Source organism: Zunongwangia pacifica (genome assembly GCF_023499215.1).
GTDB lineage: Bacteria > Bacteroidota > Bacteroidia > Flavobacteriales > Flavobacteriaceae > Zunongwangia > Zunongwangia pacifica.
On sequence record NZ_JAKHSK010000005.1, the window covers coordinates 114,247 to 141,058 of the forward strand.

At 35.4% G+C, this 26,812-nt stretch carries 21 protein-coding genes; 8 read left to right on the top strand and 13 right to left on the bottom strand.

The window, feature by feature from the left end; all coding sequences use genetic code 11:
- Positions 1 to 262: 262 nt before the first annotated feature.
- A complete protein-coding gene (locus L1967_RS05065) occupies positions 263 to 913 on the top strand; it encodes an ATP-binding cassette domain-containing protein (protein WP_249600642.1) in 651 nt (216 codons plus the stop codon).
- 2 nt (positions 914 to 915) lie between these two features.
- Here L1967_RS05065 and L1967_RS05070 read toward each other — a convergent pair whose 3' ends face one another.
- The 3 genes from L1967_RS05070 to L1967_RS05080 all read right to left on the bottom strand — a co-directional run bounded on the left by L1967_RS05070 (position 916) and on the right by L1967_RS05080 (position 5,204).
- Entirely contained in the window at positions 916 to 1,614 is a 699-nt protein-coding gene (locus tag L1967_RS05070; protein ID WP_249600643.1) for a hypothetical protein, read from the bottom strand.
- A 116-nt stretch (positions 1,615 to 1,730) separates the two neighbouring features.
- A complete protein-coding gene (locus tag L1967_RS05075) occupies positions 1,731 to 2,912 on the bottom strand; it encodes an AIR synthase related protein (RefSeq protein WP_249600644.1) in 1,182 nt (393 codons plus the stop codon).
- Between the two features lie 105 nt (positions 2,913 to 3,017).
- Entirely contained in the window at positions 3,018 to 5,204 is a 2,187-nt protein-coding gene (locus tag L1967_RS05080; RefSeq protein WP_249600645.1) for a glutamine synthetase III family protein, read from the bottom strand.
- A gap of 224 nt (positions 5,205 to 5,428) precedes the next feature.
- Between L1967_RS05080 and L1967_RS05085 the strand changes: the two genes are divergently transcribed.
- A complete protein-coding gene (locus L1967_RS05085) occupies positions 5,429 to 6,439 on the top strand; it encodes a glutamine synthetase beta-grasp domain-containing protein (protein WP_249600646.1) in 1,011 nt (336 codons plus the stop codon).
- A 223-nt stretch (positions 6,440 to 6,662) separates the two neighbouring features.
- Here L1967_RS05085 and L1967_RS05090 read toward each other — a convergent pair whose 3' ends face one another.
- Positions 6,663 to 7,610 carry a calcium/sodium antiporter gene (locus L1967_RS05090; RefSeq protein ID WP_249600647.1) on the bottom strand — a complete coding sequence of 316 codons (948 nt, stop codon included), beginning with the start codon at positions 7,608 to 7,610 and terminating at the stop codon, positions 6,663 to 6,665.
- Positions 7,611 to 7,724: 114 nt separating this feature from the next.
- Between L1967_RS05090 and L1967_RS05095 the strand changes: the two genes are divergently transcribed.
- From L1967_RS05095 to L1967_RS05115, 5 genes are all read left to right on the top strand, one after another.
- Positions 7,725 to 8,720, top strand: a complete 996-nt coding sequence (locus L1967_RS05095; RefSeq protein ID WP_249600648.1) for a carboxypeptidase-like regulatory domain-containing protein — start codon at positions 7,725 to 7,727, stop codon at positions 8,718 to 8,720.
- Positions 8,721 to 8,796: 76 nt separating this feature from the next.
- Positions 8,797 to 9,162: a BlaI/MecI/CopY family transcriptional regulator gene (locus L1967_RS05100; RefSeq protein WP_249600649.1), complete on the top strand. Its 366-nt coding sequence runs from the start codon at positions 8,797 to 8,799 to the stop codon at positions 9,160 to 9,162.
- A gap of 3 nt (positions 9,163 to 9,165) precedes the next feature.
- Positions 9,166 to 10,188, top strand: coding sequence for a M56 family metallopeptidase (locus tag L1967_RS05105; protein ID WP_249600650.1), 1,023 nt, complete (start codon positions 9,166 to 9,168; stop codon positions 10,186 to 10,188).
- A gap of 17 nt (positions 10,189 to 10,205) precedes the next feature.
- Positions 10,206 to 12,386, top strand: a complete 2,181-nt coding sequence (locus L1967_RS05110; protein ID WP_249600651.1) for a M56 family metallopeptidase — start codon at positions 10,206 to 10,208, stop codon at positions 12,384 to 12,386.
- A 214-nt stretch (positions 12,387 to 12,600) separates the two neighbouring features.
- Positions 12,601 to 12,756, top strand: coding sequence for an SsrA-binding protein (locus tag L1967_RS05115; RefSeq protein ID WP_249600652.1), 156 nt, complete (start codon positions 12,601 to 12,603; stop codon positions 12,754 to 12,756).
- Positions 12,757 to 12,764: 8 nt separating this feature from the next.
- On the opposite strand, the gene L1967_RS05120 is transcribed toward L1967_RS05115, so the two are convergent.
- From L1967_RS05120 to L1967_RS05135, 4 genes are all read right to left on the bottom strand, one after another.
- Positions 12,765 to 13,421: a response regulator gene (locus tag L1967_RS05120; RefSeq protein ID WP_249600653.1), complete on the bottom strand. Its 657-nt coding sequence runs from the start codon at positions 13,419 to 13,421 to the stop codon at positions 12,765 to 12,767.
- A complete protein-coding gene (locus L1967_RS05125) occupies positions 13,406 to 15,430 on the bottom strand; it encodes an ATP-binding protein (RefSeq protein ID WP_249600654.1) in 2,025 nt (674 codons plus the stop codon). Before L1967_RS05125 ends, L1967_RS05120 begins: the two co-directional genes overlap by 16 nt.
- A 123-nt stretch (positions 15,431 to 15,553) precedes the next feature.
- The gene (locus L1967_RS05130; RefSeq protein ID WP_249600655.1) at positions 15,554 to 15,757 is read right to left on the bottom strand and encodes a hypothetical protein; all 204 of its coding nucleotides are present in this window, start codon (positions 15,755 to 15,757) and stop codon (positions 15,554 to 15,556) included.
- Between the two features lie 214 nt (positions 15,758 to 15,971).
- Positions 15,972 to 16,823 carry a M57 family metalloprotease gene (locus L1967_RS05135; protein ID WP_249600656.1) on the bottom strand — a complete coding sequence of 284 codons (852 nt, stop codon included), beginning with the start codon at positions 16,821 to 16,823 and terminating at the stop codon, positions 15,972 to 15,974.
- 194 nt (positions 16,824 to 17,017) lie between these two features.
- Between L1967_RS05135 and L1967_RS05140 the strand changes: the two genes are divergently transcribed.
- Positions 17,018 to 18,250 carry an MFS transporter gene (locus L1967_RS05140; RefSeq protein ID WP_249600657.1) on the top strand — a complete coding sequence of 411 codons (1,233 nt, stop codon included), beginning with the start codon at positions 17,018 to 17,020 and terminating at the stop codon, positions 18,248 to 18,250.
- 403 nt (positions 18,251 to 18,653) lie between these two features.
- Here the strand turns inward: L1967_RS05140 and L1967_RS05145 are convergent, their stop codons facing one another.
- From L1967_RS05145 to L1967_RS05165, 5 genes are all read right to left on the bottom strand, one after another.
- Positions 18,654 to 20,330 carry a RagB/SusD family nutrient uptake outer membrane protein gene (locus L1967_RS05145; protein ID WP_249600658.1) on the bottom strand — a complete coding sequence of 559 codons (1,677 nt, stop codon included), beginning with the start codon at positions 20,328 to 20,330 and terminating at the stop codon, positions 18,654 to 18,656.
- Positions 20,331 to 20,371: 41 nt separating this feature from the next.
- Positions 20,372 to 23,677 (bottom strand): SusC/RagA family TonB-linked outer membrane protein, encoded by a 3,306-nt coding sequence (locus L1967_RS05150; RefSeq protein ID WP_249600659.1) that lies wholly within the window; start codon positions 23,675 to 23,677, stop codon positions 20,372 to 20,374.
- A gap of 127 nt (positions 23,678 to 23,804) precedes the next feature.
- The gene (locus L1967_RS05155) at positions 23,805 to 24,788 is read right to left on the bottom strand and encodes a FecR family protein (RefSeq protein ID WP_249600660.1); all 984 of its coding nucleotides are present in this window, start codon (positions 24,786 to 24,788) and stop codon (positions 23,805 to 23,807) included.
- Between the two features lie 82 nt (positions 24,789 to 24,870).
- Positions 24,871 to 25,467 (bottom strand): RNA polymerase sigma factor, encoded by a 597-nt coding sequence (locus L1967_RS05160; protein ID WP_249600661.1) that lies wholly within the window; start codon positions 25,465 to 25,467, stop codon positions 24,871 to 24,873.
- A 154-nt stretch (positions 25,468 to 25,621) separates the two neighbouring features.
- A complete protein-coding gene (locus tag L1967_RS05165; protein ID WP_249600662.1) occupies positions 25,622 to 26,812 on the bottom strand; it encodes a Gfo/Idh/MocA family protein in 1,191 nt (396 codons plus the stop codon).

Genomic DNA, 26,812 nt, shown 5'->3' on the forward strand with positions numbered 1-26,812 from the left:
TTCTACAATTTTATCGCAAATTTTTAGTGCCTTCACTTTTAATAAATTTCCTATTGTTTTGGCTTAGTAGTCCGCTTGTCTTTATTGTGTTGGATAAACTATTTATTGCGTTTATCATTTACATTCTTTACAAGTTTACGTCATTAAAAAATGATCTTATATTTTTTTATAATCTTGGCTTTAGCCGATTGCAATTGTTCAGTTTGGCCCTTCTCGCCGATATTTTTCTACTTAGCCTTTTTGCTGCCGTAAATTTTCTGCTATGATTTTTGAAATTGATAATGTGGAAATTTACTTTGATCATAAACCTATACTGAAAGCAGCTTATGTAAAGGCCGAAACCGGAAAAGTAACGGGATTACTGGGTAGAAACGGAAGCGGAAAGAGCAGTCTCTTGAAAATTCTCTTTGGCACCTTAAAACCTAAGTATAAACTGCTAAGAATAGATAAAAAGCCAATCCTGAAGCGCTTTTATACAACCGAAAGAGTCGCAATGCTACCACAGTTCCCTTTACTTCCGCCCAGGATTAAAATTGAAAAAGCTTTTGATATCTATAATGTCGATTTTGGTGATTTTAGCAGTGTTTTTTTAGAAATGACTTCCGTAAAACATCAACGGGCAAGGGAATTATCTGGCGGGCAACAACGAATTATTGAAATCTATCTTGTCCTTAAAAGAAATGTGGATATTGTATTACTGGACGAACCTTTTGCACAGCTTTCGCCGTTAATGATAGAGAAATTTTCAGAAATCATTCAACAGGAAAAAACAAAAAAAGCCATTATAATTACAGATCACCGCTATGAAGCGATATTGGAGATTTCAGATGAAGTTTATTTATTTCAGAATAAACAAACCCTCTCCGTAACCTCTAAAAATGATTTAATTGAAATGAGATATTTACCCGGCTAGGCTTAAATACAGGCATCAAGAAGTTTTCTTTTCTTATTAGATGTAGACGCAAAAAGCATTAAAAAGCCAGATCCCAATACATTAAAAAAGCGATCTGCATAATAAAATTCTGGAAAATCCAGATAATAGGCTATAAAATAAGTAAGATCAGAGCATATCATCCAAAGTACAGCACATAAATAAAAAAAGCTCTTTTTGTTGTTATAGCGATTGCTGTACGATACTGCAATAATGATGGTAAATATAGCAATGACCGAAAAAATGTAAAATGCTGATATATAAATTTCCTCGGTATGGGCAAAAGAAATTAAACTTTCCAGCTCAATAAGTAAAGTAAGGTTAATGGCTACAAGTATTACTCCTATAAAGAACTCCAGCCAGGTTATTCTAAGTCGTTTTAATTTTACTGCTCCTATAGCTGCAACAAATATAAATGCAACGCCCCTGCTTATAAAAGTTATCGTGTTAAAAACAGGATTTTCAAAATAGATCAGCGAAAAATCGCAAATGGTAAAAAGTAAAAAGGCGAAAAATAATTTCCAGTAAAAAGGTTTGTGCAAAATGGCCGTTACCAAAAAGAAAGCGGTACAAATAAACCGGACCCATCGGCTTGTCTCTTCACTAAAAATTGCGAGGCTTGCTAAATTTACAACAATCCAAAATACAATTGAAAAGGTGATTAATCTTTTACGTTCATTCATCTAAAAAATCAGATATCTGCAAATATAATTAGATATTCTAATAAAAAAAGTTATAAAATTAACACTAAACCAATTATAGCAGATTATTCGTGATCAATTTTAGATTATTGCAAAAGTTACGAATATTGATATTCGCCAAATTCACTTTTTATAGTTAAGGATTTTTTATCTGACGCCTCTACCCTTCCTACAACTTTAGCCTCGATATTAAATGACTTAGAAATTTCGATAATTTCTTCTGCAAGTGCTGGTTTCACGTAGATTTCCATACGATGCCCCATGTTAAATACCTGATACATCTCTTTCCAGTCGGTTTTACTTTCCTGCTGAATTAATTTAAAGAGTGGTGGAACTTCAAAAAGATTATCTTTTACAATATGAAGATTATCGATAAAATGAAGAATTTTAGTTTGTGCCCCTCCGCTGCAGTGCACCATCCCATGGATTTCTTTATTGCTGAATTTAGATAAGATTTTTTGAATAACAGGTGCATAAGTTCTTGTTGGCGACAATACCAGTTTACCAGCATCAAGAGGAGAACCTTCAACCTCATCGGTTAATTTTTTACCACCAGAATACACTAAATCATTAGGGATTGAAGCATCAAAACTTTCAGGATATTTTTCAGCTAAAATCTTTGCAAAAACATCGTGGCGGGCAGAGGTTAAACCATTACTTCCCATACCGCCATTATATTCTTTTTCGTAAGTTGCCTGCCCAAAAGATGCTAACCCTACAATTACATCACCAGGCTCGATATTACTGTTATCGATTACTTCACTGCGCTTCATCCTGGCCGTCACGGTAGAATCTACAATAATGGTCCTTACCAAATCCCCAACATCTGCTGTTTCACCACCGGTAGAATGAATTTCTACCCCAAATTCTTTAAGATCGGCAATAAGTTCTTCGGTTCCATTTATAATTGCTGAAATAACTTCACCCGAAACTAAACTTTTATTACGACCAATAGTAGAGGACAGTAAGATTTTATTGGTTGCACCAACACAAAGTAAATCGTCGATATTCATAATTAGCGCATCCTGGGCGATCCCTTTCCAAACCGAAAGGTCACCGGTTTCTTTCCAGTACATGTAGGCTAAAGAAGATTTAGTACCCGCACCATCGGCATGCATAATCACACAATAATCATCATCCCCTGTTAAATAATCTGGGATAATTTTACAAAATGCTTTAGGGAAAAGTCCTTTATCTACATTTTTAATAGCATTATGCACATCTTCTTTACCAGCTGAAACACCACGCTGACTATACCTTTTACTTATGTCCTGACTCATGAATTTGGTTTAGGCCCCAAAGATAAACAGTTTTAAATTCTTTAAGAAGTTTTAAAAAGAAAAAGCCCCACATATTGCAGGGCTTAGATTTATAATTTGAAAAAATTATCTGGTAAATAACAATTCACGGTATTTGGTTAATGGCCAAATTTCGTTGTCTACCAATAATTCTAACTTATCGCAATGATATCTAATCTCATCGAAGTATGGTTTTACTTCGTTACAGTAAGAATCTGCTCTTTTTTGAATATCGTCTAATTTATTGGCTACTTTCCTAGCCTCAATCATTGCATTGATCTTACTGTTTATAACAGCAATATGCTTAGACACACTTTCTATTAGGTCTAATTGTTCTTTCGCATATTCCTGGTAATCATCACCATAAATACTTTTTAGACCTGTAACATTTTTAATTAAGATGTTTTGATATCTAATCGCTGTAGGGATTACATGGTTTCTTGCGATGTCTCCTAAAACCCTACCTTCAATTTGCACTCGCATGGCATAAGCTTCGAGTTCGATTTCATGGCGCGCCTCAATTTCCACTTTATTCATTACGCCTAATTCTTCGTAAAGCTTAATTGTTTTTTTGGAAATTTGTACTTTAAGCGCTTCAGGAGTGGTTTTGTTATTGCTTAAACCTCTCTTGGCAGCTTCTTTTTCCCAGGCTTCGCCATAACCATCCCCTTCAAACCTTATCTTTTTACTCTGCTTAATGTATTCTCTAAGAACATTAAAGATGGCATCATCTTTCTTCATCTTTTTGTTCTTAATAAGCTTATCTACTTCAACTTTAAATTCCTTAAGCTGTTTTGCCATAATCGCATTAAGTACCGTCATTGGATTAGCACAGTTTGCGGTAGAACCTACTGCCCTAAACTCAAATTTATTTCCGGTAAATGCAAAAGGAGAAGTACGGTTACGATCGGTGTTATCCAGTAAAATTTCAGGAATCTTACCTACTACATTTAGTTTAAGATCTGTTTTCTCTTGTGGAGATAGTTTTCCTGAGGTTACTTTTTCAAGCTCGTCTAAAACAGCGGTTAACTGGCTACCAATAAATACTGAAATAATCGCCGGTGGTGCCTCGTTAGCTCCCAAACGGTGATCGTTAGATGCACTGGCAATAGATGCTCTTAACAACTCTTCATTTTCATAAACTGCCTTAATCGTATTGATAAAGAAAGTTAAGAACTGAAGGTTTTTCATAGGGGTTTTACCGGGAGATAAAAGATTTACTCCGGTATCGGTTCCCAAAGACCAGTTATTATGTTTACCACTACCGTTAATACCCGCAAATGGTTTTTCGTGCATTAACACTACAAAATGGTGACGCTCTGCTACCTTGTTCATCACATCCATAATTAAGGAGTTATGATCTACGGCAAGGTTTGCTTCTTCAAAAATTGGCGCCAATTCAAATTGATTTGGAGCAACTTCATTATGTCTTGTTTTCACCGGAATACCCAATCGCATACATTCGATTTCTAAATCTCTCATGTAATTTAAAACGCGAGAAGGAATTGATCCAAAATAATGGTCGTCTAATTGTTGCCCTTTAGCTGGAGAATGTCCTAAAAGTGTACGCCCTGCTAACTGAATATCGGGACGCGTAGCAGCTAAAGCAGAATCGATTAAGAAATATTCCTGCTCCCACCCTAAAGTAGCGTTTACTTTAGTGACATTTTTATCAAAATACTTTGCTACATCTGTCGCTGCATGATCTATAGCCTGTAACGCACGAAGAAGCGGCGTTTTATAATCTAAAGCTTCACCGGTATAAGAAACAAAAACGGTAGGAATACATAAAGTAGTTCCCCAGATAAACGCAGGCGAGGTAGGATCCCATGCGGTATACCCTCTTGCTTCAAATGTATTTCTTATCCCGCCGTTAGGAAAACTAGAGGCATCTGGCTCTTGCTGAACTAGGGCTCCCCCTCCAAATTTTTCGATGGCAAGTCCCTCACCAATAGTTTCAAAAAAGGCATCATGCTTCTCGGCGGTAGCCCCGGTTAATGGCTGAAACCAGTGCGTATAATGAGTTACCCCTTTACTTATAGCCCACTCTTTCATTCCTGCTGAAATATGATCGGCTACTATACGATTAATTTTTGCGCCGGTTTTTACCGCATCCATCACATTATTATATGCTTCTTTGGTTAGGTATTGCTTCATTACCGACTCGTTAAAGACATTACTTCCAAAAACCGATGAGCGTCTTCCGGGCTCTTCTATATTTAAAGATTTTCGGTTAAAGGTTTCTTCTATTGCCTTAAATCTAAGTGTTGACATTTTAAGCTGTTATGATTAATAAAATTTTGTTATCAAATTTAAATATTTCTCATTACAAGACCTTAAAAAACATAAAATAATCTTAACCCCCTAATTTTTAGGGGTTATTTCTTACAAAATGGAAATTCTTACCAAATCAACCTCTAAAATATATGCACTTTACTCAAAATATTATACTTTTGTTAACGTTAGACGTTCAATTTTTTATAAAACCGAATTAGATTATGAGCAAATCAAAACTGGAGTATATCTGGCTTGATGGTAGCAAGCCGACTCAGAAGTTACGTGGTAAAACAAAAATAGTTACCGATTTTTCAGGAAAGCTTGAAGACTGTGAGATATGGTCTTTTGACGGATCTTCAACAGGTCAAGCTGAAGGAAATTCTTCTGACTGCCTACTAAAGCCAGTATTTATTTGTCCAGATCCACAACGTAAGAATGGTTACCTTGTAATGTGCGAGGTACTTAATGCAGATAGCACACCACACGAAACTAACGGTAGGGCTACTATAGACGATGAGGATGATGATTTCTGGTTTGGATTTGAGCAAGAATATTTCCTAATCGATAATGAAACTGGAAAACCTCTTGGATTCCCGGTAAATGGATACCCAAGACCACAAGGACCATATTACTGTTCTGTAGGAGCAAGTAATGCTTACGGAAGAGCTATCGTTGAAGAGCATTTAGATGCCTGTCTTGAAGCAGGATTAAATGTTGAAGGTATTAACGGAGAGGTTGCTGCCGGACAGTGGGAATACCAAATTTTTGCAAAAGGTGCAGCTGCAGCTGGAGATGAAATTTGGGTTGCTAGATATTTACTAGAAAGAATTGGTGAGCAGTATGGAGTATCTGTAGACCTTCATCCAAAACCACTGGGCGATTTAGACTGGAATGGTAGTGGTATGCATGCTAACTTCTCTAACTCTACATTAAGAAACGCTGGAAACCGTGAAACTTACGAGAGAATATGTGAAGCTTTCCGTCCGGTAACAAAAGAACACATCGAAGTATATGGTGCAGATAACCACTTAAGATTAACTGGTAAGCACGAAACTGCTTCTATCCACGATTTTAGCTACGGAATTTCAGACCGCGGTGCCTCAATCCGTATTCCAATCGCAACTGTAGAGCGCGGATGGAAAGGATGGTTAGAAGACAGACGACCAGCTTCTAATGGTGATCCTTACAAAATTGCAAGCCGTATTATTAAAACGGTTAAAAAAGCAGAATAAGCTTTAGGCTAGATTATAATTAATCTTGGATTAGGCGTTTCTTGATGAAACGCCTTTTTTATTGCCGTGAATTTATGATATTCTGAAATTGTCCTTTTAAGAAAAGTATTTTTAAGCAATAATTGATTTATCCAGCATCAAAACTCATAAGTCCGATCCTAGTGAATATTACTTCTAAAAAGTCTATTCTATTTTCTCTTTTCTATTTTGCAGTTTAGTGTTCTTACTTAAAAATAGTGAGATAGAGAAAAACAGAATACCCGGCTAAAATCACCAATCCTTTTATTCTGCCAAATAAAAATTTCTTCGGAAGAAAAGCTAAAGGTACCAATATAAAAGCGAAAGCAATCATCCAATAAATATCATTACTTAAAACTTCCTGGGATTGCATGACGATGGGCTGAATTAAAGACGTAATTCCTAAAACCGATGCAATGTTAAAAATATTAGAGCCAATAAGGTTACCAAAAGAAAGCGCTTTTTCTTTCTTTAAAGCCGCGATAACCGAAGCCGCAAGCTCTGGGATACTGGTTCCAATAGCGATCATGGTTACAGAAATCACCCGCTCACTAACTCCCAGATCTCTAGCTAAAGAAACCGAACCTTTTACTAACAGTTCAGACCCTCCATATAGTGCTGCACCTCCAATAATTAACCAGATAATAATTTTAAACCACGAGGTTCCCCTTAACCGATCATCTACCTCTTCAACTGCTGCTTCTTTTACTTTTCGGCTTCGTAAAATCAGAAACAATAAATAAAGGATAAGTCCCAAGACCAGCGCGCCACCTTCAAGGCGATGGATATCCTCTCCATTCAGTAAAAAGAAAAATAACGCAAAAGAGAAGGCCATCATCACCGGCCAGTTAAATTTGTAGAAATCACGATCTACAGCAATGGGGGAAATCATGGCAGTGATTCCTAACACCAAACCAATATTAGCGATATTAGAACCAATGATATTACCTAGAGAAATATCTGAGAACCCATCTAAAGCAGCCTGCAAACTTACCAGTAACTCGGGTGCAGAAGTCGCAAAAGAAACCACTGTAAGCCCTATCACCATTCGGGAAATATTCATTTTAAAAGATAAAGCAACAGAAGATCGCACTAAAAATTCTCCTCCTACTACCAATAAAGTCAGCCCTATAAGTATGTAAACTATATCCATTCCTGCATTTTTATGCGAATATAACTTAATCTTTAGAGCTATTCTATTTATAAAATACAGATTTAAAAACTATAGAAATAGTTTTTAAACTAAAATTATCGTTATATTGCAAGTATGAAGAATATCGCTTTTTTACTTCTTTTCATCACCCTACCGCTTAAAGCACAAAAAACATATACAGGCCGTGTTTTAAGTGCTAAAGATTCTACGGTTCTTCAGGGAGTTTCCATTTATTTTGATGGCACCAGTTTAGGCACCACCAGTAATGCAGAAGGATATTTTAAAATTAAGAATACCGCGTCTAACATTTCTCCCCTTATTTTTAGATCTATTGGGTATACCACCCGAACGATACCCAATATTTCGATTTTTGAAGATGAAAATTATCCCGTTGTATTTTTAGAAGAAAGCGTAGATCAGCTGGAAACGGTGGTATTGGAAACCGATCCCTGGACGAGAGCTCACAAAATCAGCGTTTTTCGAAGGGAATTTTTAGGCAAAACAAAAGCCGCCTCAAAATGCAAAATTTTAAATGAAGATGCGATAAAGCTGAAATATAGTCCTTCTAACAGCGAACTTATTGCCTACGCTAACGAACCTATACTTATTGAAAATAAACACTTGGGCTATGTTATCGAATACGAATTAATGGATTTTACGGTAAAATATAGCATTGGAAGTTCTGGGCTTCAACTTGTAGATTACACCTTTTATGAAGGCAGCAGTTTTTTTAAAGAACTGAAAGAGAAACCTAAAAAGCGCTTTCTAAAAAATCGGGAAGATGCTTTTAAAGGTTCATTGCTTCAGTTTATGCGAGCTTTATCTAAAAAGCAACTTGCAGAACATCATTTTAAAATTTTCTACGATCAATTTGAGGTGTCCCCTTACAGATATTTTGACATTCAACCTGAAGCAAACTTTACCAAAGTGACTATGCTCGCAGAGAAAATAAGTATTTTATACGACCATCAACAATCGTCTATCATTTATAAAAATCCGTTTTATATAGACCAATTTGGGAATTTCGCTCCTACCCGCGCCTTTAGTATTTCTGGATTTATGGGGCAATCCAGAATGGCCAATTTACTGCCTTCAAATTATGGGCTATAAAATATTTACTACACATTTAGTTTAATAACTATTTTTTTCGTTATATTTATCGAAATTAAATCGAGAGTATTTTAGCATGGAAAAATTAACCAATAAAGAAGAAGAAATTATGCGGATTATCTGGAAGCTCGAAAAAGCTTTCGTTAAAGAGATTATTCCGCATATTAAAGAACAAAAACTGCATTATAACACCGTTTCTACGATCGTAAGAAATCTGGAAGAGAAAGAATACGTTTCTCATATCGCTTACGGGAAAACGCATCAATACTATCCGGTGGTCACCAAAGAGGCGTATCGTAAACAGTTTATGAATATCGCCACAAAGCGTTTTTTTGATAATAGCTACAAAAGTGTGGTTTCGTTTTTTGCGAAAGAAGAAAAAATTAGCGCTAAAGAACTTAGAGAGATTTTAGAAATCATCGAAAATAAAAAAGAAGAGTAAATCATGGAATTTTGGAATTATATCCTTGAGAATTTCTTATTGCTGGGCCTATTTTTTGCTGGCTATGAGTTATTTCTTAGAAATTCCAGGTTTTTCGTTTTTACCCGATTTTTATTTCAATCACTTCAGCTTAAAAGGCTTATTATTACTTCGGAACATATTTTAGAAGTAAAAGGCGTTAAACTGAAGCAATCTCCTAAAAACTGTGGTGCATTTTCGTTTTTCAACTACATATTTTTAGATATCGTTTCCCACAAAAACTCCAAAAACCATGTTTTACGGCACCAGTTGATCCATGCGCAACAATATCATGGCCTGGACATTCTTTTTATCAACCTAGTTCAAAATTTTTTATGGTTTAATCCTTTAATTTACTGCTATAAAAACCGAATTATCACTAATCTGGAATTTATTACAGATCATGCCGTGATGAAGAAAGCCAGCGTTAAAAACCTAAAAAATGAACTTAAAAATTACCAATATCATCTTTTATCACAAAGCTTAGCGATTCAACATTTACCAATATTATCATTTAATCATTCATCAATCAAAAAACGAATCATCATGTTAAACAAAAAAGCAGGCCATAAATTACAGCTTTTTAAAATCAGCTTCTTAATTCCGTGTTTTTGTTTTATCTTTTACAGTTGCAATGTAGACGACGTGGTAAGCTTAGAGGAAAGCGCCGAGTATTCTTTTTATTTTGATCATAATACCAGCGAAAAAGACCTTCAAAACAGGGTTAAAATGTTTAATCATTTTTACGAATCTCAAGTTACTCTACGAATAACCGATACAGATTACCAAAATAATCACTTAAACGGATGTAGAATATCACAAAAATTTAAGGATCAACCTAATTTTGGCAGTGGTTACCAAACTACAGGATTATACACTAGTGATATTAGTTTTCTTGTTTCGTACAAAGAAGGCAAGATTATATTAAGTTCTAGCAATAATTACAGAATAGAATTAGACAAAAATTCTAACCAAATTATTATTTCTGGAACAGGAAACAAAGAATAATTTAAAACCAACCCACTATGCAAGAATTACTGCTCCACCTTTTAAAATCCTCTGCATTAATCGGAATATTTTATGTTGCTTATCTCATTTTGCTTAAACAAGAAACGAGTTTTACACAAAACCGTAAATTTTTATTGGTTGGCCTGGTAAGCTCGGTTGTTTTACCTTTCATCTATTTAACGCAAAAAGAATACGTAGCCATTGAAAATAATGAGGCTCCTTATTTAGCTTTTACTGAATTTTCTGCTTCGGATACTCTCGTAACTGAAGAACCAACCGACTGGTGGCAGATGGGTTTTTATATGTATGTAGTAGGTTTGGCAGTAATGGCTTTTACGTTTCTATTTAGGTTATACAGTCTTCAAAAGCTTATAAACTCTGGAAAGCAGAAACGCTATAAAACTTTAAAACTGGTGATTACTCCTAAGAATATCAAACCCTTTTCATTTTTTAAATACATTGTTTTTAATCCTGAAAAACACCGCGAAAAAGATCTAAAATTAATCCTGAAGCACGAGCAAATACATGCAAAGCAATGGCACTCACTAGATGTGATTTTCACATCGGTATTATGTATTATCTTCTGGTTTAATCCTTTTGTATGGCTGTATAAAAAAGTAGTAGTCCAAAATCTGGAATTTCTGGCAGATCAGGACGCTGTGGCTAATATTTCGAGTAAACAAGACTATCAAAAAGCTTTAGTAATGGCTACCGTTGGCTTACAACCGGCCATGACCAATCAATTTTATCAATCATTTATTAAAAAACGAATCATCATGCTTAACAAATCCAAAAAGAAAAACACCCCATGGAAAACACTTTTAGTTGTTCCTTTTTTATGCGTATTCCTTTACAGTTTTAATTTAAAGACAGAAAGTATTGTCTTAGACTCTTCTTCTAAAGCAACAACTTCTGCCAAGGAAACCGATACGGTAAAAATTCGTAGCATAACCGGAAAGGTAAGTTATGAAGACCCTACCGAAGCTAATAAAAATGATGCTAAAAAATTACCAATTCGGTCTATAGCTTTTGATGTTTTAGGAGAACATCCTCTTTATATTTTAGATGATAAAACCTATACAAAAAGTGAGCTGCAAGGAAAAGCAATAATCTTTGAATCTGTGCAGGTTATGAAGCCGGAAACCTCAGAAAAGCATTATGGAGAAAAGGCAAAAGAAGGCGCTGTATTGTTATCTAAAACCCAATTAATCGAAGATTTCCAGGCTTATTTAAAGGATCTTGATAAAAAAGATAACGCAGTAAAACTTCAGTTCTTAATCATTACTACTGCTAAAAAGCCTAAAATTATAACGGTACAAAAAGAAAAAAGTTCAGCGAAAACCGTTCAGACAAAAACAATTTCTTCAGAAGAAAATCAGGAAGATCATTCCACCACTTCAGAAGAGCATCAAACGCTTGCTGTAATTAATTATGCAAACCCAAAAATTTTAAAGGATACATTATATGTGCTTAATGGCGTAATTAGAGCAGATAAATCCTTCCTTCAAAACTTAAAGAAAAAAAACATTAAAAATATCACCTATTTGCCAGGCACTGAGGCTACCGATCTTTTTGGAAATAGAGTTTCCAAATATGGCGTAAAACTCTACACCACAAAAGGTAAAGAGTTTAATGAAACAATCCTGAAACACCCGCAATCCTCAGATTCGGTTAAGGTGATAAAAATAAAAAGTAGTTCTACTGCCCAAGACGGAAAGCCGCTGTATGTTCTAAATGGGAAAGTGATTGATGCAGAAGAATTTAAGCAGGTAAAAAATCAAGAGATTAAAGCTTTATATGTTATAAGGAATAAAAGTGCTGCTGCCAAATACAAAGACGAAAATACAGCATATGGTGTCGTAGAAATTTACACCAAAGATTTTAAGGGAGATTTACCCGACCAATCTGCTTCTAAAGTTTTTGTTTATACTGTTAATCCTAAAGAAAGCGATGCGGCGATTAAAAATATGATTGCTAAGATTAAAAAAGAATATGGTGTTGAAATAGATATTAAAAAACTACACCGAAATAGTGAGGGCATGATCAACAATATTAAGATGAAAGCAAGACATTCTGGTTCTTCTTCCTGGAATGTTACCTACAGCTCATCAAGTAGCGATCATGTAGAAAAAATTTATATGATTATGGATACTGAAAATGATGATTTTAAGATCACAAATCAAAAACCAGGAAAGTAAACAATCTTAAGGAAGATCTTCGAAATATTTAATCTCGATTACCCAGGTAAAACACCTTAAGGCAAGCCTATGGGCATTTGTTAGAGAATACTTTCTATTTCGAGACAAGCCGTGGAATATTTAATCTCGATTATCGAGTGAAACAATAGCTAGGAACAACTTCTTTTTCATTAAAAGTCAATATTTTAATATATTTGAGAGAAACTGACCAAAGATGAAAAAGAAGTTGTTTAAAACCTTAGCCAGGCTGAACAAAAAAGTTTTGCCCAGCTATTCTAAAAAGCAATTAGATCTGGCTAAAGCCAGCAAAATGCAAATGGCTATTATTGGTTGGAAAACCTGGGTTACAAAAAACGCTTTAGATGACTAAAAACAGGCTTACAAAAAACCATATTCTATAGCTTTATCTAAAATTGGCTTATCCCCGGATTCTTCAACCCCAAAGACTTTTCTTATATTTCTTTTTCGCTTTTCTATTGCCGCCAGAGAAAGCGGAATATAATCTACAAGGTTCTTGGTTTTGGTTCCTTTAGAGAGATAATATAAAATCTTACGATCATTTTCATCTAAAGTAATATTTTGTGTCATTTGGGTTCTAAACAGTTCTCTTACCGTTTTGCTGTAAAAAGGAATTCCGCTGCTTATCGATGAAATGGCTGAACAAAGCTCTGTTGATCCCACATCGCTTTTTATCATTAAGGACTCTGGATTTATGCTTCTTAAAATATTCTGTAACCGGTATTTCTCATTAAACATGGTAAGCACGATCAGTTTAGATTGCGGTGTTATTTGACGAAACCGAACCCCCAGATCTTCTCCTGAAATTATTTTGCCATCTGTAGAAGCCGGTATTTTTATATCAAGAATGATAATATCAAAACTTTTTTCTGCCTGGTTAACCTGTTGTAAAGCGCTATCGACATTATTAGCCGTATGCAACAGCAGGTTAAATTCGCAAGATTGCAATGTACTTTTATAACCTTCGATGATGATTGGATGATCGTCTACAATTAAAACTTTTAAGCGCTTAGCCATATTTTCTTGTTTTGGTTTATAGGTATCTCGATTTTTATAATAGTACCTTCCTGACCACTTTTAAAGTTAATCTTACCGTGAAGGTTTTTCACCCTGGATTTCATGTTTTTTAATCCTATACCTTTAACGTTAGCCTCTACATCAAAACCCTGCCCATCGTCTTTGATTAGCGCTAAAAGTATATTTTCCTGTTTTCTAAAGATGACTACAACCTGTTGTGCATTGGCATACTTGGTTATATTATAGGTTGATTCCTGCATGATACGGAATAAGTTAATCTTGATTTTGCTACTTATTTTCTCCCATTCTATACTACTGTCGTTATTTAAAACTACTTCGAATTTGCCTAAAATCGATTGTTCATTCAACAGTTCGTTTACCATACTTATAAACCCAGATCTAGAATCAAAAATATTGGCATCAAGATCGTGAGAAATACTTCGTACTTCTTCCCCAAGCCGCTTTAACTCGTTTATATAATTATCACGTATTTCTATAGATTCCTGATCCTTTTTAGCATTCAAACTACTTAAAATCAATCTTATACCAAATATCTTTCCAAGGATACCATCGTGTAATTCGGCCGCAATACGTTGTTTCTCCTTTTGGCGACCTTCTTCCAGTTTATTTTGTTGATCAATAAGTAAATTATAGATCTCTTCGTTCGATTTTTGTTGCTGCTTCTCTAATTTTAGCTGTTTATTTTTTATTTTTTGATGCCGTACTACAAATCCCAGTATTAATATAATCAATAAAAAAGCAGCACCTAAAATTATCCATTTTCGCTGTGCGCTTAAATATTCATTTTGGGCAATAAACTCATCGGTTTCATAACGAATTCTGGCAAATTGATTTCTAGCCGCCCTTTCTTCATTTTGTAAACTATCTTTAAGGATAATATAGCGTTCCAGGTGATCGTAACTTCTACTTTTATCTAATCTTGCCTGTAATCGTAAAGATTCTAACAATCCAAGTACATTTCCTTTATGTTCTGCCAAAATCCTTGCTTTTTCGGTATATTTTAGTGCTTTTTGCTGATCTTTATTTTCATAATATTCAGCTAAATGAATACTTGAAAAAATTAATCCGTTCTCATCTGCAATCGATTCTCTAAGTTGCAAAGCTTTAAAAAAATCTTCGGGAAGATTTTCTTCTCTTCCCATTTTAAATTCAGCAAAAGCCTTATTATCAATAATCTTTGCATAAAGTTGTGGCTCTTTTTCATTTAATTCTGAAAATTTTAAAGCGGCACCATATACTTCTAAAGCATCTTGATAACGCGCCATATTTTCATAAACCACCCCGATATTATTTAAAGTTGAAGCTTTTTGATAGGTATTATCGCCTAGTTCCTTCTGAATTTCATAAGCTTTTGTATGATAGATCAGTGAATTCTCATAGTCATTCATCTGGTTGTAAACCACCGCAAGATTATTGTAACAACGATAGATATATTTATTGGCATCTAAGGGTTTAAGCACTTTAAGTGCACGAATAGTCGTTACTTCACTACCTACATAATCTTTAACATTGGTTTGCAGGATAGCCATATTAATCAACAATCTTGCTGCTTTTATGGGCTCTTTTTTAGCGAGATAAAGATCACTTGCTTTTTGATACGCATTATAACTTTCGCGATAACCGCCAATTTCAGAAAAAAAGAAGCCTCTATCCCAAAATGCGCCTGCAAGTCCTAAACTGTCTTTTAACGCTCTCGCATATTTAATAGCATTTGCATTGGCCCTTAAGAATAAAGCAGAATCGATAGTAGCGGCATAATACGATGCTTGCAGATAATTTTTCTTTTTAAGCGTATCGTTTTTTAATGCTGAAGTTTGTTGTAAAAAGCCTGCTAGTTTCTCTTTACGTAATTCGATAGTTAAAGAATCGTTTTTAAAATCGTCCAATAGCTCGGACGGTTTAAATGATAATTTTTCGTCCTGAGACTGATGTTGGTCACAGGAGGAAATCAATAAAGCGATTGCAATAACTATTAAATTCTTCTTCAAAACTTGATGGTTTAGACGCCCAAATCCTGAAGCACAATATAATTCCTTATAAAAAAAATATTAAAAATTTGAGCATTGATCAATTTAAGAATTTATTGTCAATTATCAACGCACTAACTTTGGCTATTCTTTCGCATCCTCCTCTGGCGGATCTCTTCTTTCCTGTTCGTTTTCTTCGCGACCGGTATAATCCTCTGAATAAGTGTCTTCTATATCAATAATTTCAGATTGTTCTACTGCTTCAGGCTGAGGTAAGGATTCTGGCTCACAGGAATAAGTAACTGCCAGTAAACTTCCGAAGATTAAAAGTGTAAATAAGTTTCTCATAATGTGGATTGTTTATGTTTGTTTGGTAGTATTTGCAGGGTATTTTCATTTTAGGCCAGTATGATGTGGAAAGAAAAAAACATATTTAGAAACACCCGACTTTAGTACTTTGCTTAACATTAAAAGTAGATCTGGGAGATCGAATAGAAAAATTGAGCGCCGGGTGTTCTAGTACTAGCTAAAAATTAACAGTAAATTAGGATGTTTAATCTTCTTAGTACAGGTAATTCAGTGCAACCGTATCATAGTATCCAAAGTTTCCAGATTCGTTGGCACTAAAGCAAGCAAGCATTACTGAGTCTGGATCATAACCCGTAGGTGTTCCAGGAATGTGCACTGCACCATCTGGCTCAGCATCCTCTCCGCTTTGTCCACAACTTTCTCTTGAAAACCAGTCGGTATGACGTAGCCCAAGGGTATGACCAATTTCATGCGTCATTACATGCTCGTTTGTTGCCGTGCTATAATTCTCCATCCCCGAAAAGATCTGAACCCATTTATAAGGATTTCCTCCTGAAGGGAATCCGGCAACCCCCCCAGCTTGACCATTCGAATTTTTATACACTACAATATCATAAGCATTGTAATTAGTACCAAAAGTAAGCGTGAAAGTTAATCCCAGATTCAGGTCATTATAATTCGCTATAGCTCTTTGTAAAGCCTGCTGCATTTTATATGAAAGATTCTGACCGTAACCTATACCGGTATACCCAATTACATTTATAGTTTTTGGGCTAGCGACCAGGTTATAAGTATGATATTGCTTAGAGGTAATATCATCTGAACTTAGTTTACTTAACTGATCTTCAGATATTGCAATATCATTCTCTATTAAAAAGGCAGATTCCTTTTCGCCCCCAGGTAAGACAAGCTCAAATGGCTCTATGTAATCTGAGTTAAGATTCAGGTTTGCAACTTTCTCTACAATCTCTTTAGAAACTTGCTGTGAAGCCGGGGCTTCATTATTTAGCATTTCCTGAGTTTCTGGAGTTGCATCTTCTTTTTGACAGGAAGCAAAAAATAAGCCTGTTGCCAACAAAACAAGTGGTAGTTTATTTAATTTCATAAAGTAAGTTTTTAATTACAACTCAAAATTAACTCACTATCTTCCAGATATTTGAAATTAAACCGTAGAATAATTACGGGAAAACCGTAAACTAATTTAACTCTTTATTTAGTCTCTTATGAAAGAAGTCCCCTAATCCTGCGACTCACCTCTCAAAATTAATATTTTATTTGCCGCACTTTTAACCCCAACCAATGCATTTAAGACAAGCCTCTGAAAAACGGAAACAAATCGCAACCGTCATCACTTTTTTTACCATCCCCCTTTCAGGATTTATGACCGATATTTATTTGCCCTCTTTTCCTTCGATGGCGCAAAATCTTTCGGTTTCAGAAAAAAGTATTCAGCTTACATTAACCTGTTTCTTTTTAAGCTACGGTTTTGCTCAATTATTTGTTGGGAGTATTTTAGACAGTCTTGGCCGTTATAAACCGATATTATTTTCTTTAATTGCCTTAATCGTTAGTAGTCTTGCCATTACGTGGACAGATCAGGTTTGGTTAATTTGTTTTTGGCGAATTGTACAGGGATTGGGAACGTCGTTTATTGTGGTGGCAAAAAGAGCCTATTTTGTAGATCTATATGATGAAGAAAAACGGAAACATTTTTTAAGCTTTTTTACTATCGTTTGGTCCTGCGGACCTATAATTGCACCTTTTCTTGGTGGTTATTTAGAGAGTTTATTTTCGTGGCAAGCCAACTTTTATTTCCTCGCCATGTACGCGGGAATCCTATTTTTAGCAGAACTATTTTTAAGCGGTGAAACCATTAGAACTATAAAGAAATTTAATCTGAAGAAAACTTCGATGCTCTATGTGATTATGCTTAAAAACAAAGCTTTTGTCTTCGGAATTTTAATTTTGGGACTCTCTTATTCTACCGTAATGGTATTTAATATTGCCGGCCCGTTTGTAGTAGAACACCATTTTGGTTTTAACGCGGTAACTACCGGTTATTGCACACTTATTCTGGGTATCTCATGGATGATTGGCGGTATTATAAGCAAAACATTTTCGAAACAAAAATTCCCTAAAAAATTACGAATATCGGCTTTCACTCAAATCGGCTTGCTTGTCTTATTTGTGATTGCTGCCACTAAATTAGATCAATTATATCTTTTGGTTGCTTTCGCATTTTTAATTCATATCGTATCTGGCTTTATTTTCACCAATTACTTTACTCAAAATATGATTTACTTCCCCAGCAATGCCGGGATAGCCGGAGGATTAATTGGCGGCTTGCTTTATATTATTACTTCGGTTGTAAGTTTTGGGATATCAACTTCGGGAGAGATCGCAAACACCTTCGACATGTCTTTACGATATCTAGGTGTTGGCATACCACTTGCTTTAGTGATTTTTTACGCTACTTATTTGGTACTGAAAAGCAACAGAGGAAAACTGAAATTACAAAAATCGACTGTATAATTTTTAGGTTAAGTTTCGTAAAAACAAGAGGCATATTAAAATTGTATAATTTTAATAACAAAAACCATATATTTCACTGAATAGCATAAAATTAAAGTGAAATGCACAGTCTATAAGTCTTCTAACCACATCTCTTTTCTTTTTTGAATATTATGATGAATTGAAATTTTGAAATAGGTTAAATACTTTTTCATTTTCATTAAATTGGAAAAAACCGGAGGAGCTACCTGTCCTCCGGTCAACTTCAAAATTCTTCTAATTACTTTATCATGTATAGAAGAAATCAGATCACTAAAAAAGTGCAAACAAACTAACTAAAATCACTCTTACAATCTTTCCTGTAAAGTAGCCTAAGGTAATTATTAAATAATTTTACTTTTCTCTATGATAGGAAAAGAAAAAATTAATATCCAGGATTTTGTTCCAAGCTATTTTCAGTATTCAAATCAATTTCAGATTGCGGAATTGGAAATAAATTTTGATGATCTTCTATACCTAAACCAGGATTTTGAGGATTATCATTATATTTTCGAACACGTTCTACCAGATTTCCTAACCGCATAAGGGTGATCATTCTCCATTCTTCGGTATAAAGTTCTCTGGCACGTTCGGCTAGTATATAATCAAGATCAACTTCTGCAGGTTCTACAGGAGTGGCGTTTGACCTTGCTCTTACTGTATTTATATCGTTAGCTGCATTGGTATAATCTCCTAAACCTAAATACGCTTCGGCCCGTAGCAAATAGGTTTCGGCTAGTCGAAATGCATATAAATCTTTATGATTATAACCACCGCCACCACGAGCTAAATCTTTAAAATGTTCATACGGCGCCGCTACTTTCATAAAATAAGGATATATATATTGTGCGGTATCCTTTAAAGGACTGGATCTTTCTTCATATAAATCCCAATCGATTTCCATTTCATGAAACGCAGACGCTGGATTATCAAAATAAAAGTGTCTTTTAATATTGGCTTCGGTATTTCTGCCATCATCCCAATCCTCACGCCATATATGGTACGCCACATAGTTTGTTGGTCTTACCCAGGCAACTGGTCGGCTTAAGGCATTATAATACCCAGAATAACTTCCGTTATATACATCTCCTAATAACGCAGGATAACCATCTGGGGTGTTCCCCATTCTGTAATAAGCAGGTCCAAAGGCTCTTTCACCAGAATATTGCCCTCCGCCTACAATATTCGGATCATTCTGAATAACCCAGATTGCCTCGGTATTTGAATCTAAATTATGATTATTCATAGTAAACAAATCATAGTAAGCATTTTCTCCTCCAAAATAATTATTCTGATTTCCAAATCGTTCGGTCATAAGGGCATAACCATAATCCTGGATTACATGACTGGCAGCTTTTACCGCTTCTTCATATTTTTCCTGCCCTAAAAAGGTTTCACTAAGTAAATGATAAGCTGCGCCCTGGGTTAATCTTCCCGGTTGATCTTCATTTCCTCTGGTAGGTAAGTTTTTTGCTGCAAAATCCAAATCCTCTTCCATTAAGGTAAAAATTTCTTCTTTTGGAGTTCGTTCAAAATCAATTTTTGGAGATGTCACCGGTTGGGTTACTAAAGGAACGTCGCCATACATATATACTAAAATTCGATATGCAAATGCGCGAAAAAAGCGAGCTTCACCTATATATTTATTTTGTAAACTCTCATCGCTAAATTCTACCTTCTCAATACCTGCTAAAACTGTATTGGCCTGATAAACTAAATCAAAGGCCTGTGTCCAAAAGCGAACAGGCAAATCTGAGGTAGGATTTACATCGGTATCCCAATTACTCAAGGTTCCTCCCCCCGGATCTTCCCCAAAATACGCTTCATCCGTACCTAAGGCTACATAAGTAAAAGACTGTTTTGAATCATTACTATACCAATCACGAGATAAACTGTATAAACCTACAATACCGGTTTCAATATCTTCTGGACTCTGAAAAGCATTGGTAGCGGCAATAAAATCTAATGGAACTTCTTCCAGATCTTCATTACAAGATACCAGGGACAATCCTAAAAGGGATAAAAATCCTAATAGTAACTTATGGTTTAAGTATTTTTTCATCTTTTTAATTTTTTCATTTTATAATTGGATCATTATATATTTTAAAAATCAGCGTTTAAACCCAGTACCACACTTCTAAAAACCGTATTATTAACTTCAGGGTCCCAGCCCGACCAATTGGTCCAGGTATGCAGGTTTTTTCCGCTAACATACAGGCGTGCATTACGTAAACCTAATAGCTCTATAAACTTATCATGCAGCTTATAAGACAGATTAACGTCCTGAAGGCGAACAAAACTTCGATCTTGATAAATCGATGGCGCTATTGCAGGATTATAATACATACCCGGGGCATTATTTACAGGATGATCTGGTCGCCAATATGGCCTAATCGCACTTCTGTTTTGTCGGTAAGCATAATCTGTACCTCCTGCTGTAAGTGCAGAAGTATTGCTTCCTAAATAGTAACCATCTCCTCCCTGAATAGCATTTATAAAGAAGGAAAAAGAGAAATTTTTGTAAGAAAAACTATTATTTATACTAAATCTATAATTAGGATCTGTAGTTCCAAAAATAGTACGATCATTCTCGGCATCAATTTCACCATCGCCATTTTGATCCACAATATGCCATTGTCCCGGGTAATATCCATCATAGATATTTCCGTTAAAAAGATCTTCTTCCTGCCATATCCCATTGACTTCGTAATTATAAATGGCATTTATCGGCTCATTAACAAACCAGCCATTTCCAATATCCTGTGTCACTCCCTCATAAAGCTTAGTAATTTTGTTTCGGTTTAAAGAAAAATTTACTCCAGATCGCCAGGTAAAATCACTATTGCTGATATTTATTGAATTTAAAGCGATTTCAAATCCATGATTTTTCATGCCTCCAATATTTGTCCACACACTGGAGTTCCCGGAAGCTCTGGGGATATCGCGTTGTACCAGTACATCGGTAGTTTTCGCAACATAGCCATCGATACTACCACTTAAACGATTTTTAAAGAATTCGAAATCGACACCTACATTCGTAGAATTTGTTTTTTCCCAGCCAAGTTGTTGGTTGCCTAAAGAATTAGAATAAATACCTATGGCCGTATGACCGTCAAAAACATACTCTGTAGTTGCCATTGAGGATTGACTTTTATAACGCCCAATTCCCTGATTTCCGTTTATTCCGTAGGATACGCGCAATTTCAGATAATCTAAACTATTCGCATTTTCTAAAAATGATTCTTCAGAAATAATCCATCCCAGCGATGCTGAAGGAAAATTTCCCCACTTGTTATCTTTTCCAAAACCAGAGAAACCATCCCTTCTAATGGTTCCGGTTAACAAATACCGATCTTTTAAAGAATAAGAAACCCTTCCCATAAATGATCGGGTAAACTCACGATAAGCTGAGGAAGATGCGGTTTGGGTTTCCGCGTTTTCCAGGGCATTAAAGCCCAATTTTTCTGAAGCAAAATTTGTTCCGCTGGCTGTGGTACCTTCTCCGGTTACTTCCTCTTCACTATGCAAAAGGGTTAGGTTTAGATCGTGTATTCCAAATGTTCTATTATAGGTAAGAATATTATTGATTAGCCATTTTTTTTCATTAGAATTGGTTTTATAGCCGTAACCATCGACTTTAGATCCCTCTGCTTCTGAAGTTGGATAATAGCGATAGGTATGCCCGAAATAATAATTCTTATTATAATTGATCTCATATTTTAAGCCTTTCACAAATGGAATTTTAAACTTTCCTTTAAAATTTAAATTCACAAAATCCCTCTGGTCGTCATCTGCAATCAATAGATTCCCTAAAGGATTATAGGTAGTAGATTCATTAGCAATGAAAATAGTCAGATCTCCGTTTTCGTCATATTTATTACCTAAAGGACTTGCTGTTAAGGCCTCACTTAAGTTTGCGGAAATTCCGCTATAATCACGATGGATGTATTGGGGGGCAAACTCAAAATCAAACCAGTCGGTTAATTCATATTCAAATTTACCATACAAGGTAAACCGCGAAAAATTATCATTTTTTAAAATCCCTTCCTGATCGGTATAAGAACCGGATAAATAATAATTTGTTTTCTCTGAATTACCAGAAACACTAAGATTATAGGACTGCACCAAACCTGTTTGAAAAACCTCATCCAACCAGTCTATTTCGTTCCTATTAAGATAATTTTGCTGCTCCTCTTCAGTTCTTAAATAAGTGGATACTAATTCCCTATTGGTAACATCGGGCCGTGCTGGTCTTCCAGAGGGATCTGTAGGATTGCTGTCATACCAGTCATATAGATCCTGCTGATAGTAATAATCTACCAGTCGAACAGCATATTCTTCCCCATTCATGATTTGGGTACGATCGGTAGGCAAAAGGTCCTGAACACCAACATAGGTATTAAAATTAAACACTGGCTTATCGCTTTTCCCCCTTTTGGTGGTAATAACAATTACACCATTCGCAGATCTGGAACCAAAAACAGCTGCTGCAGAGGCATCCTTTAAGACATCTATAGCGGCTATATCGTTAACATTTAAATCTGAAATACTACCATTATAGATGATCCCGTCTAAAACAATTAAAGGGGAGTCACTTGCCGATAATGATGTTTTTCCACGTATGGATAAACTCCCGGATGAACCAGCAGAAGAGCCTCCGGTTGCATTTAATCCCGGAGCAATTCCCTGTAAGGCAGTAATTAAGTTTGGATTTGGTGCATTCTCTTTGCCATCTAGTGTTAAATGTGCTATGGCCCCGGTGAGATCTTTTTTCTTTTGAGTACCATAGCCAACAACAACCACTTCTTGAAGTTGATCTATATTTTCTGTAAGAACAACATCCATAGGCTCGTTTAAATTAGCCTGCATTTCGAGATTTAAAAAGCCAATAGAGGAGAATACAATGAGTGATTGAGGATTATTTAGTTTTAAATCAAATTTTCCGTCAAAATCGGTTACGGTTCCATTATTGGTATTTTTTTCTTGGACCGTCACACCTGCTAGTGGTAAGCCCTCTTTGTCTTTTACGGTTCCCCTAATTATCGATTTTTGCCCTAACGGCTTCGTTTTGTTCTCTTTGTATAAAACAATAGTCTCGTTATGATATTTAAAAGCCAAGCTGGTCTCTTTTAAAATAGTTTTTAGAATAGTTGAGACACTTTGTTTCTTTGCATTATAGGTAACTGGCGGCTGTTGTATAATATCTTCCTCGTTAAAGGTTAATCCTAAATTACTTTTAATGGCAATGTCCTCTAAAACCTCTGCCAATGCCTGTGAACGGTATGTTACAGATATTTTAATATTGTCTAGTTCTGAGGAATTTTCAGCCTGAACTTCAAGTATAACGCTTAAGAGTAAAATTGATAAAAAAAGAACCTTATTGCTAAGCCACTTTGTATTTTTTTTCATAATTTCGATAAAATTTTTTGATTGTTTTTTTCACTTCGTGGAAATAATAATTGCATTATTTGTTATTAAAACGGAAGTGCCGACATCACTTCCGTTTAATTTTTGGTTAAGTAGCGTTTTACATATACTATTCTTTTGGAGTTACTATTATAATTTTGCCTTGGCGCTTATAGGTAATTTTCTTGGTTAAACTCAAGGTTTCTAAAATCTGCTCTAACGAATAACCTGATTTAATATTTATCGTAAATTTTGGTAACGGATCACCATTAGGCTTCAACACAATGGAATCCCGATATTTTCTACTCAAAGAGGTGAGCACTTCTGATAAACCTGTATTTTTAAAATATATGTTACCTTCCTTCCAGGCTAAAACCGCTCTGGAATCCATACGTTCTTTTTTAAACGTCGCATCTTTAGAAATATGCAGACTCTCATTAGCCTGCAATGGATACAAAATATCTTTACTCCCTATGCCACCAACATTTAATGTTCCAGCGGTAAGACTTACCGTACTTTCGCTATCATTAGCATAAGCCTGAATATTAAAATGAGTATTGTCTCCCTTTACATAATGATCAGCAAAGTCTACTTTAAAATTCCCTTCACTATCAGACACTTCAAAAAATCCCTCGCCAACCAATTGTACACGCCTATTCTCTTCATCAAAATTTTCGGGGTAAGTGAGCGTCGATTCGTAATTAAGCTTCACGATAGTACCATCGGGAAGCTTAATATTTTTTTGTTCCCCTTTTTCTGTGGATACAGTAATATAGGTTAAAGCAGGCGAAACACCCGGGCCATCACTATTAAGATAGAAGGTGTAAGCCAGCGAAGCGATTATGACCACTAAAGATGCTGCTATAGCATACCATTTTCTTATGTCGCGTTTAGGCTTTACCTTTATTTTGGCTAATACACTCCTGTATGCGGAATCGTCAAAATCTCTGGTTTTAACTTCACCCCTGGTTTTTTCCCAGATTTCTTTCAAAAAATGTTTAAGCTTTGGGTTGTTTTTTTCTGAAAGAAAGAGCCTTTCTATAATTTCCTTTTCCTCTTCGGAACAGTTTCCTGAAAAATAGCGCTCTAATAATTTTTTTTGATCTTCTGGCACCTCTTTATTTTTTTAGTGGTATCTATTAGTAATACAACTAAAATCAAAAAAAGGTCTATTCTAGGAACAAAAAAATATAAAATTAACAGTAATGTAGTATAAGAAGAATTTTGATAATCTCCATTTCTGGATGCTGTCTGAAAAAATCTCGCATGATCTTTAGTGACTTAATAATCTGTAAACGTACCGTATTTTTTGAAATTCCCAGATCTGCAGCAATCTCCTCGTAACTCTTCCCTTCGAATCGGCTCTTTTCAAAAATAACACGGCACTTTTCGGGTAAATTCATCAAACCCTGCTCTAAAATTTCACAGTACTGCTTCCATAAATAGTCATCTTCTGGGGAAATACCGCTTACTAGATTGATCACATCATCTTCTAAAAGTCTATTATGAACGGCTTCCTTTTTCAAAGCGTTTAGCATCGCATTTTTCGCAACTTTAAAAATGAAAAATGAAAACTGCCTATTTTCATCGATATTTGCCCTGTAATCCCAGATTTTCACGAAAACATCTTGTGCAATTTCCTCTGATAAATTTGAATTTCCTGAAATTTTTAAGACATAACGATATACCCGATGATGATAACGACTGAAAATTTCCCGGAAGGCCTTTTCTTTTCCTAATTTCAGATCTCTAAGTAAGGAGACTTCTGATGTGTATACCTTATTGCAGTCCATATATTTATATTCATAACAAGAATACATACTTCACAACAGCAATAAATCACTAAAAGGTTAAGAAACTTTTAATAATTAAAACGATTTTGCAATTATATATTCCTAATATTCTAATATAAGAAATATTTTTTAACAAAATCTTTAACATTTATATTTAAATGAATTCATCAAATTTTTGATCTCCTGAAATAATACGTTGATTATACATTGCATCCAGCCCCATTTGCACTGCTATTGCTGTTTTTGCACCCGTTTTAAAATTAGATTTGGGTGCTGTATGATCGACTATACAATCAGCAAAGTCCATAAGTGCCTGTTTTGAGGAATGGGTATGGTTTACTTCAATTGGAATACCCTTGCCTTTTTCCCATTGCATGGTAGCTCCTGAGACCCCATCTACATCTCCTTTTAATTTATCTTCCTGATAGCCTTCGGGATAAAACCATGCTTTTTCGTAATCTAATATAATTGTGCCCTTATCTCCCATCACTTTAATTTGATAATCATTTAGGGCATTAGAGGTGAGACAGGTAAACTTTGCTCTTACACCATCGGGATAATCATAAATTAGATGAATATTATCAAAAGTTTCCCGTCCATCTTTCCAATAATTTATCCCTCCGGTACCCATAACGCGCTTAGGAACGGCATCTAAGACCCAATTTGTAAAATCGATTTGATGAGAGCACAATTCTGCAACCAAACCTCCTGAATATTCCCTGTACATACGCCAATTAATCAAGCGTTCCAGCTCCGGTTTTGGTACAGGTCGACGCCAGTTCCCGTGGCGGTTCCATTGACAATCTATGGCTGTAATCTTACCTACTTTACCTTTTTTAATCAAATCTACCACATGTGTATATAATCTGGAACTATGATACTGGTGTCCTGTTTGAAAAACTTTTGGGCTTTGCTTTCGAGCTTCATAAAGCTTCTTTATACCCTTGTAACCTTTCGCCGTAGTTTTCTCTCCGTACACATGCTTTCCTGCATCTAGTGCACTAATGCCAATTTGTGAATGGGTGCTAAATGGAGTCGCTATTAACACCGCATCGATATCTTTATTATCCAGTAATTTACGATAATCCGAATAGCCTTTTACTTTTCCCGAAGCGCGGGATATCCCATGCTCAAGCCGAAAAGGTAACACATCACAACAGGCTATGAGATTTAAATTTGGAATACTGTCGATTACCGGAATAAGGCCACCTCCCCGATCTCCGGTTCCAATAACCCCTATATTTACCTTTTCATTATTACCAGAGAGATAAGTTAACGGAGAGAATCCTGCCATAAAACCAAAAGCCCCCATCCCTGTACTCTTTAAAAAACTTCTTCTTTTCAT

What these genes read in the sequence shown, in the direction of transcription:
- L1967_RS05065 (WP_249600642.1), top strand. Translation starts at nt 263, where the DNA reads ATGATTTTTGAAATTGATAATGTGGAAATTTACTTTGATCATAAACCT.
- L1967_RS05070 (WP_249600643.1), bottom strand. Translation starts at nt 1,614, where the DNA reads ATGAATGAACGTAAAAGATTAATCACCTTTTCAATTGTATTTTGGATT.
- L1967_RS05075 (WP_249600644.1), bottom strand. Translation starts at nt 2,912, where the DNA reads ATGAGTCAGGACATAAGTAAAAGGTATAGTCAGCGTGGTGTTTCAGCT.
- L1967_RS05080 (WP_249600645.1), bottom strand. Translation starts at nt 5,204, where the DNA reads ATGTCAACACTTAGATTTAAGGCAATAGAAGAAACCTTTAACCGAAAA.
- L1967_RS05085 (WP_249600646.1), top strand. Translation starts at nt 5,429, where the DNA reads ATGAGCAAATCAAAACTGGAGTATATCTGGCTTGATGGTAGCAAGCCG.
- L1967_RS05090 (WP_249600647.1), bottom strand. Translation starts at nt 7,610, where the DNA reads ATGGATATAGTTTACATACTTATAGGGCTGACTTTATTGGTAGTAGGA.
- L1967_RS05095 (WP_249600648.1), top strand. Translation starts at nt 7,725, where the DNA reads ATGAAGAATATCGCTTTTTTACTTCTTTTCATCACCCTACCGCTTAAA.
- L1967_RS05100 (WP_249600649.1), top strand. Translation starts at nt 8,797, where the DNA reads ATGGAAAAATTAACCAATAAAGAAGAAGAAATTATGCGGATTATCTGG.
- L1967_RS05105 (WP_249600650.1), top strand. Translation starts at nt 9,166, where the DNA reads ATGGAATTTTGGAATTATATCCTTGAGAATTTCTTATTGCTGGGCCTA.
- L1967_RS05110 (WP_249600651.1), top strand. Translation starts at nt 10,206, where the DNA reads ATGCAAGAATTACTGCTCCACCTTTTAAAATCCTCTGCATTAATCGGA.
- L1967_RS05115 (WP_249600652.1), top strand. Translation starts at nt 12,601, where the DNA reads ATGAAAAAGAAGTTGTTTAAAACCTTAGCCAGGCTGAACAAAAAAGTT.
- L1967_RS05120 (WP_249600653.1), bottom strand. Translation starts at nt 13,421, where the DNA reads ATGGCTAAGCGCTTAAAAGTTTTAATTGTAGACGATCATCCAATCATC.
- L1967_RS05130 (WP_249600655.1), bottom strand. Translation starts at nt 15,757, where the DNA reads ATGAGAAACTTATTTACACTTTTAATCTTCGGAAGTTTACTGGCAGTT.
- L1967_RS05135 (WP_249600656.1), bottom strand. Translation starts at nt 16,823, where the DNA reads ATGAAATTAAATAAACTACCACTTGTTTTGTTGGCAACAGGCTTATTT.
- L1967_RS05140 (WP_249600657.1), top strand. Translation starts at nt 17,018, where the DNA reads ATGCATTTAAGACAAGCCTCTGAAAAACGGAAACAAATCGCAACCGTC.
- L1967_RS05145 (WP_249600658.1), bottom strand. Translation starts at nt 20,330, where the DNA reads ATGAAAAAATACTTAAACCATAAGTTACTATTAGGATTTTTATCCCTT.
- L1967_RS05150 (WP_249600659.1), bottom strand. Translation starts at nt 23,677, where the DNA reads ATGAAAAAAAATACAAAGTGGCTTAGCAATAAGGTTCTTTTTTTATCA.
- L1967_RS05160 (WP_249600661.1), bottom strand. Translation starts at nt 25,467, where the DNA reads ATGGACTGCAATAAGGTATACACATCAGAAGTCTCCTTACTTAGAGAT.
- L1967_RS05165 (WP_249600662.1), bottom strand. Translation starts at nt 26,812, where the DNA reads ATGAAAAGAAGAAGTTTTTTAAAGAGTACAGGGATGGGGGCTTTTGGT.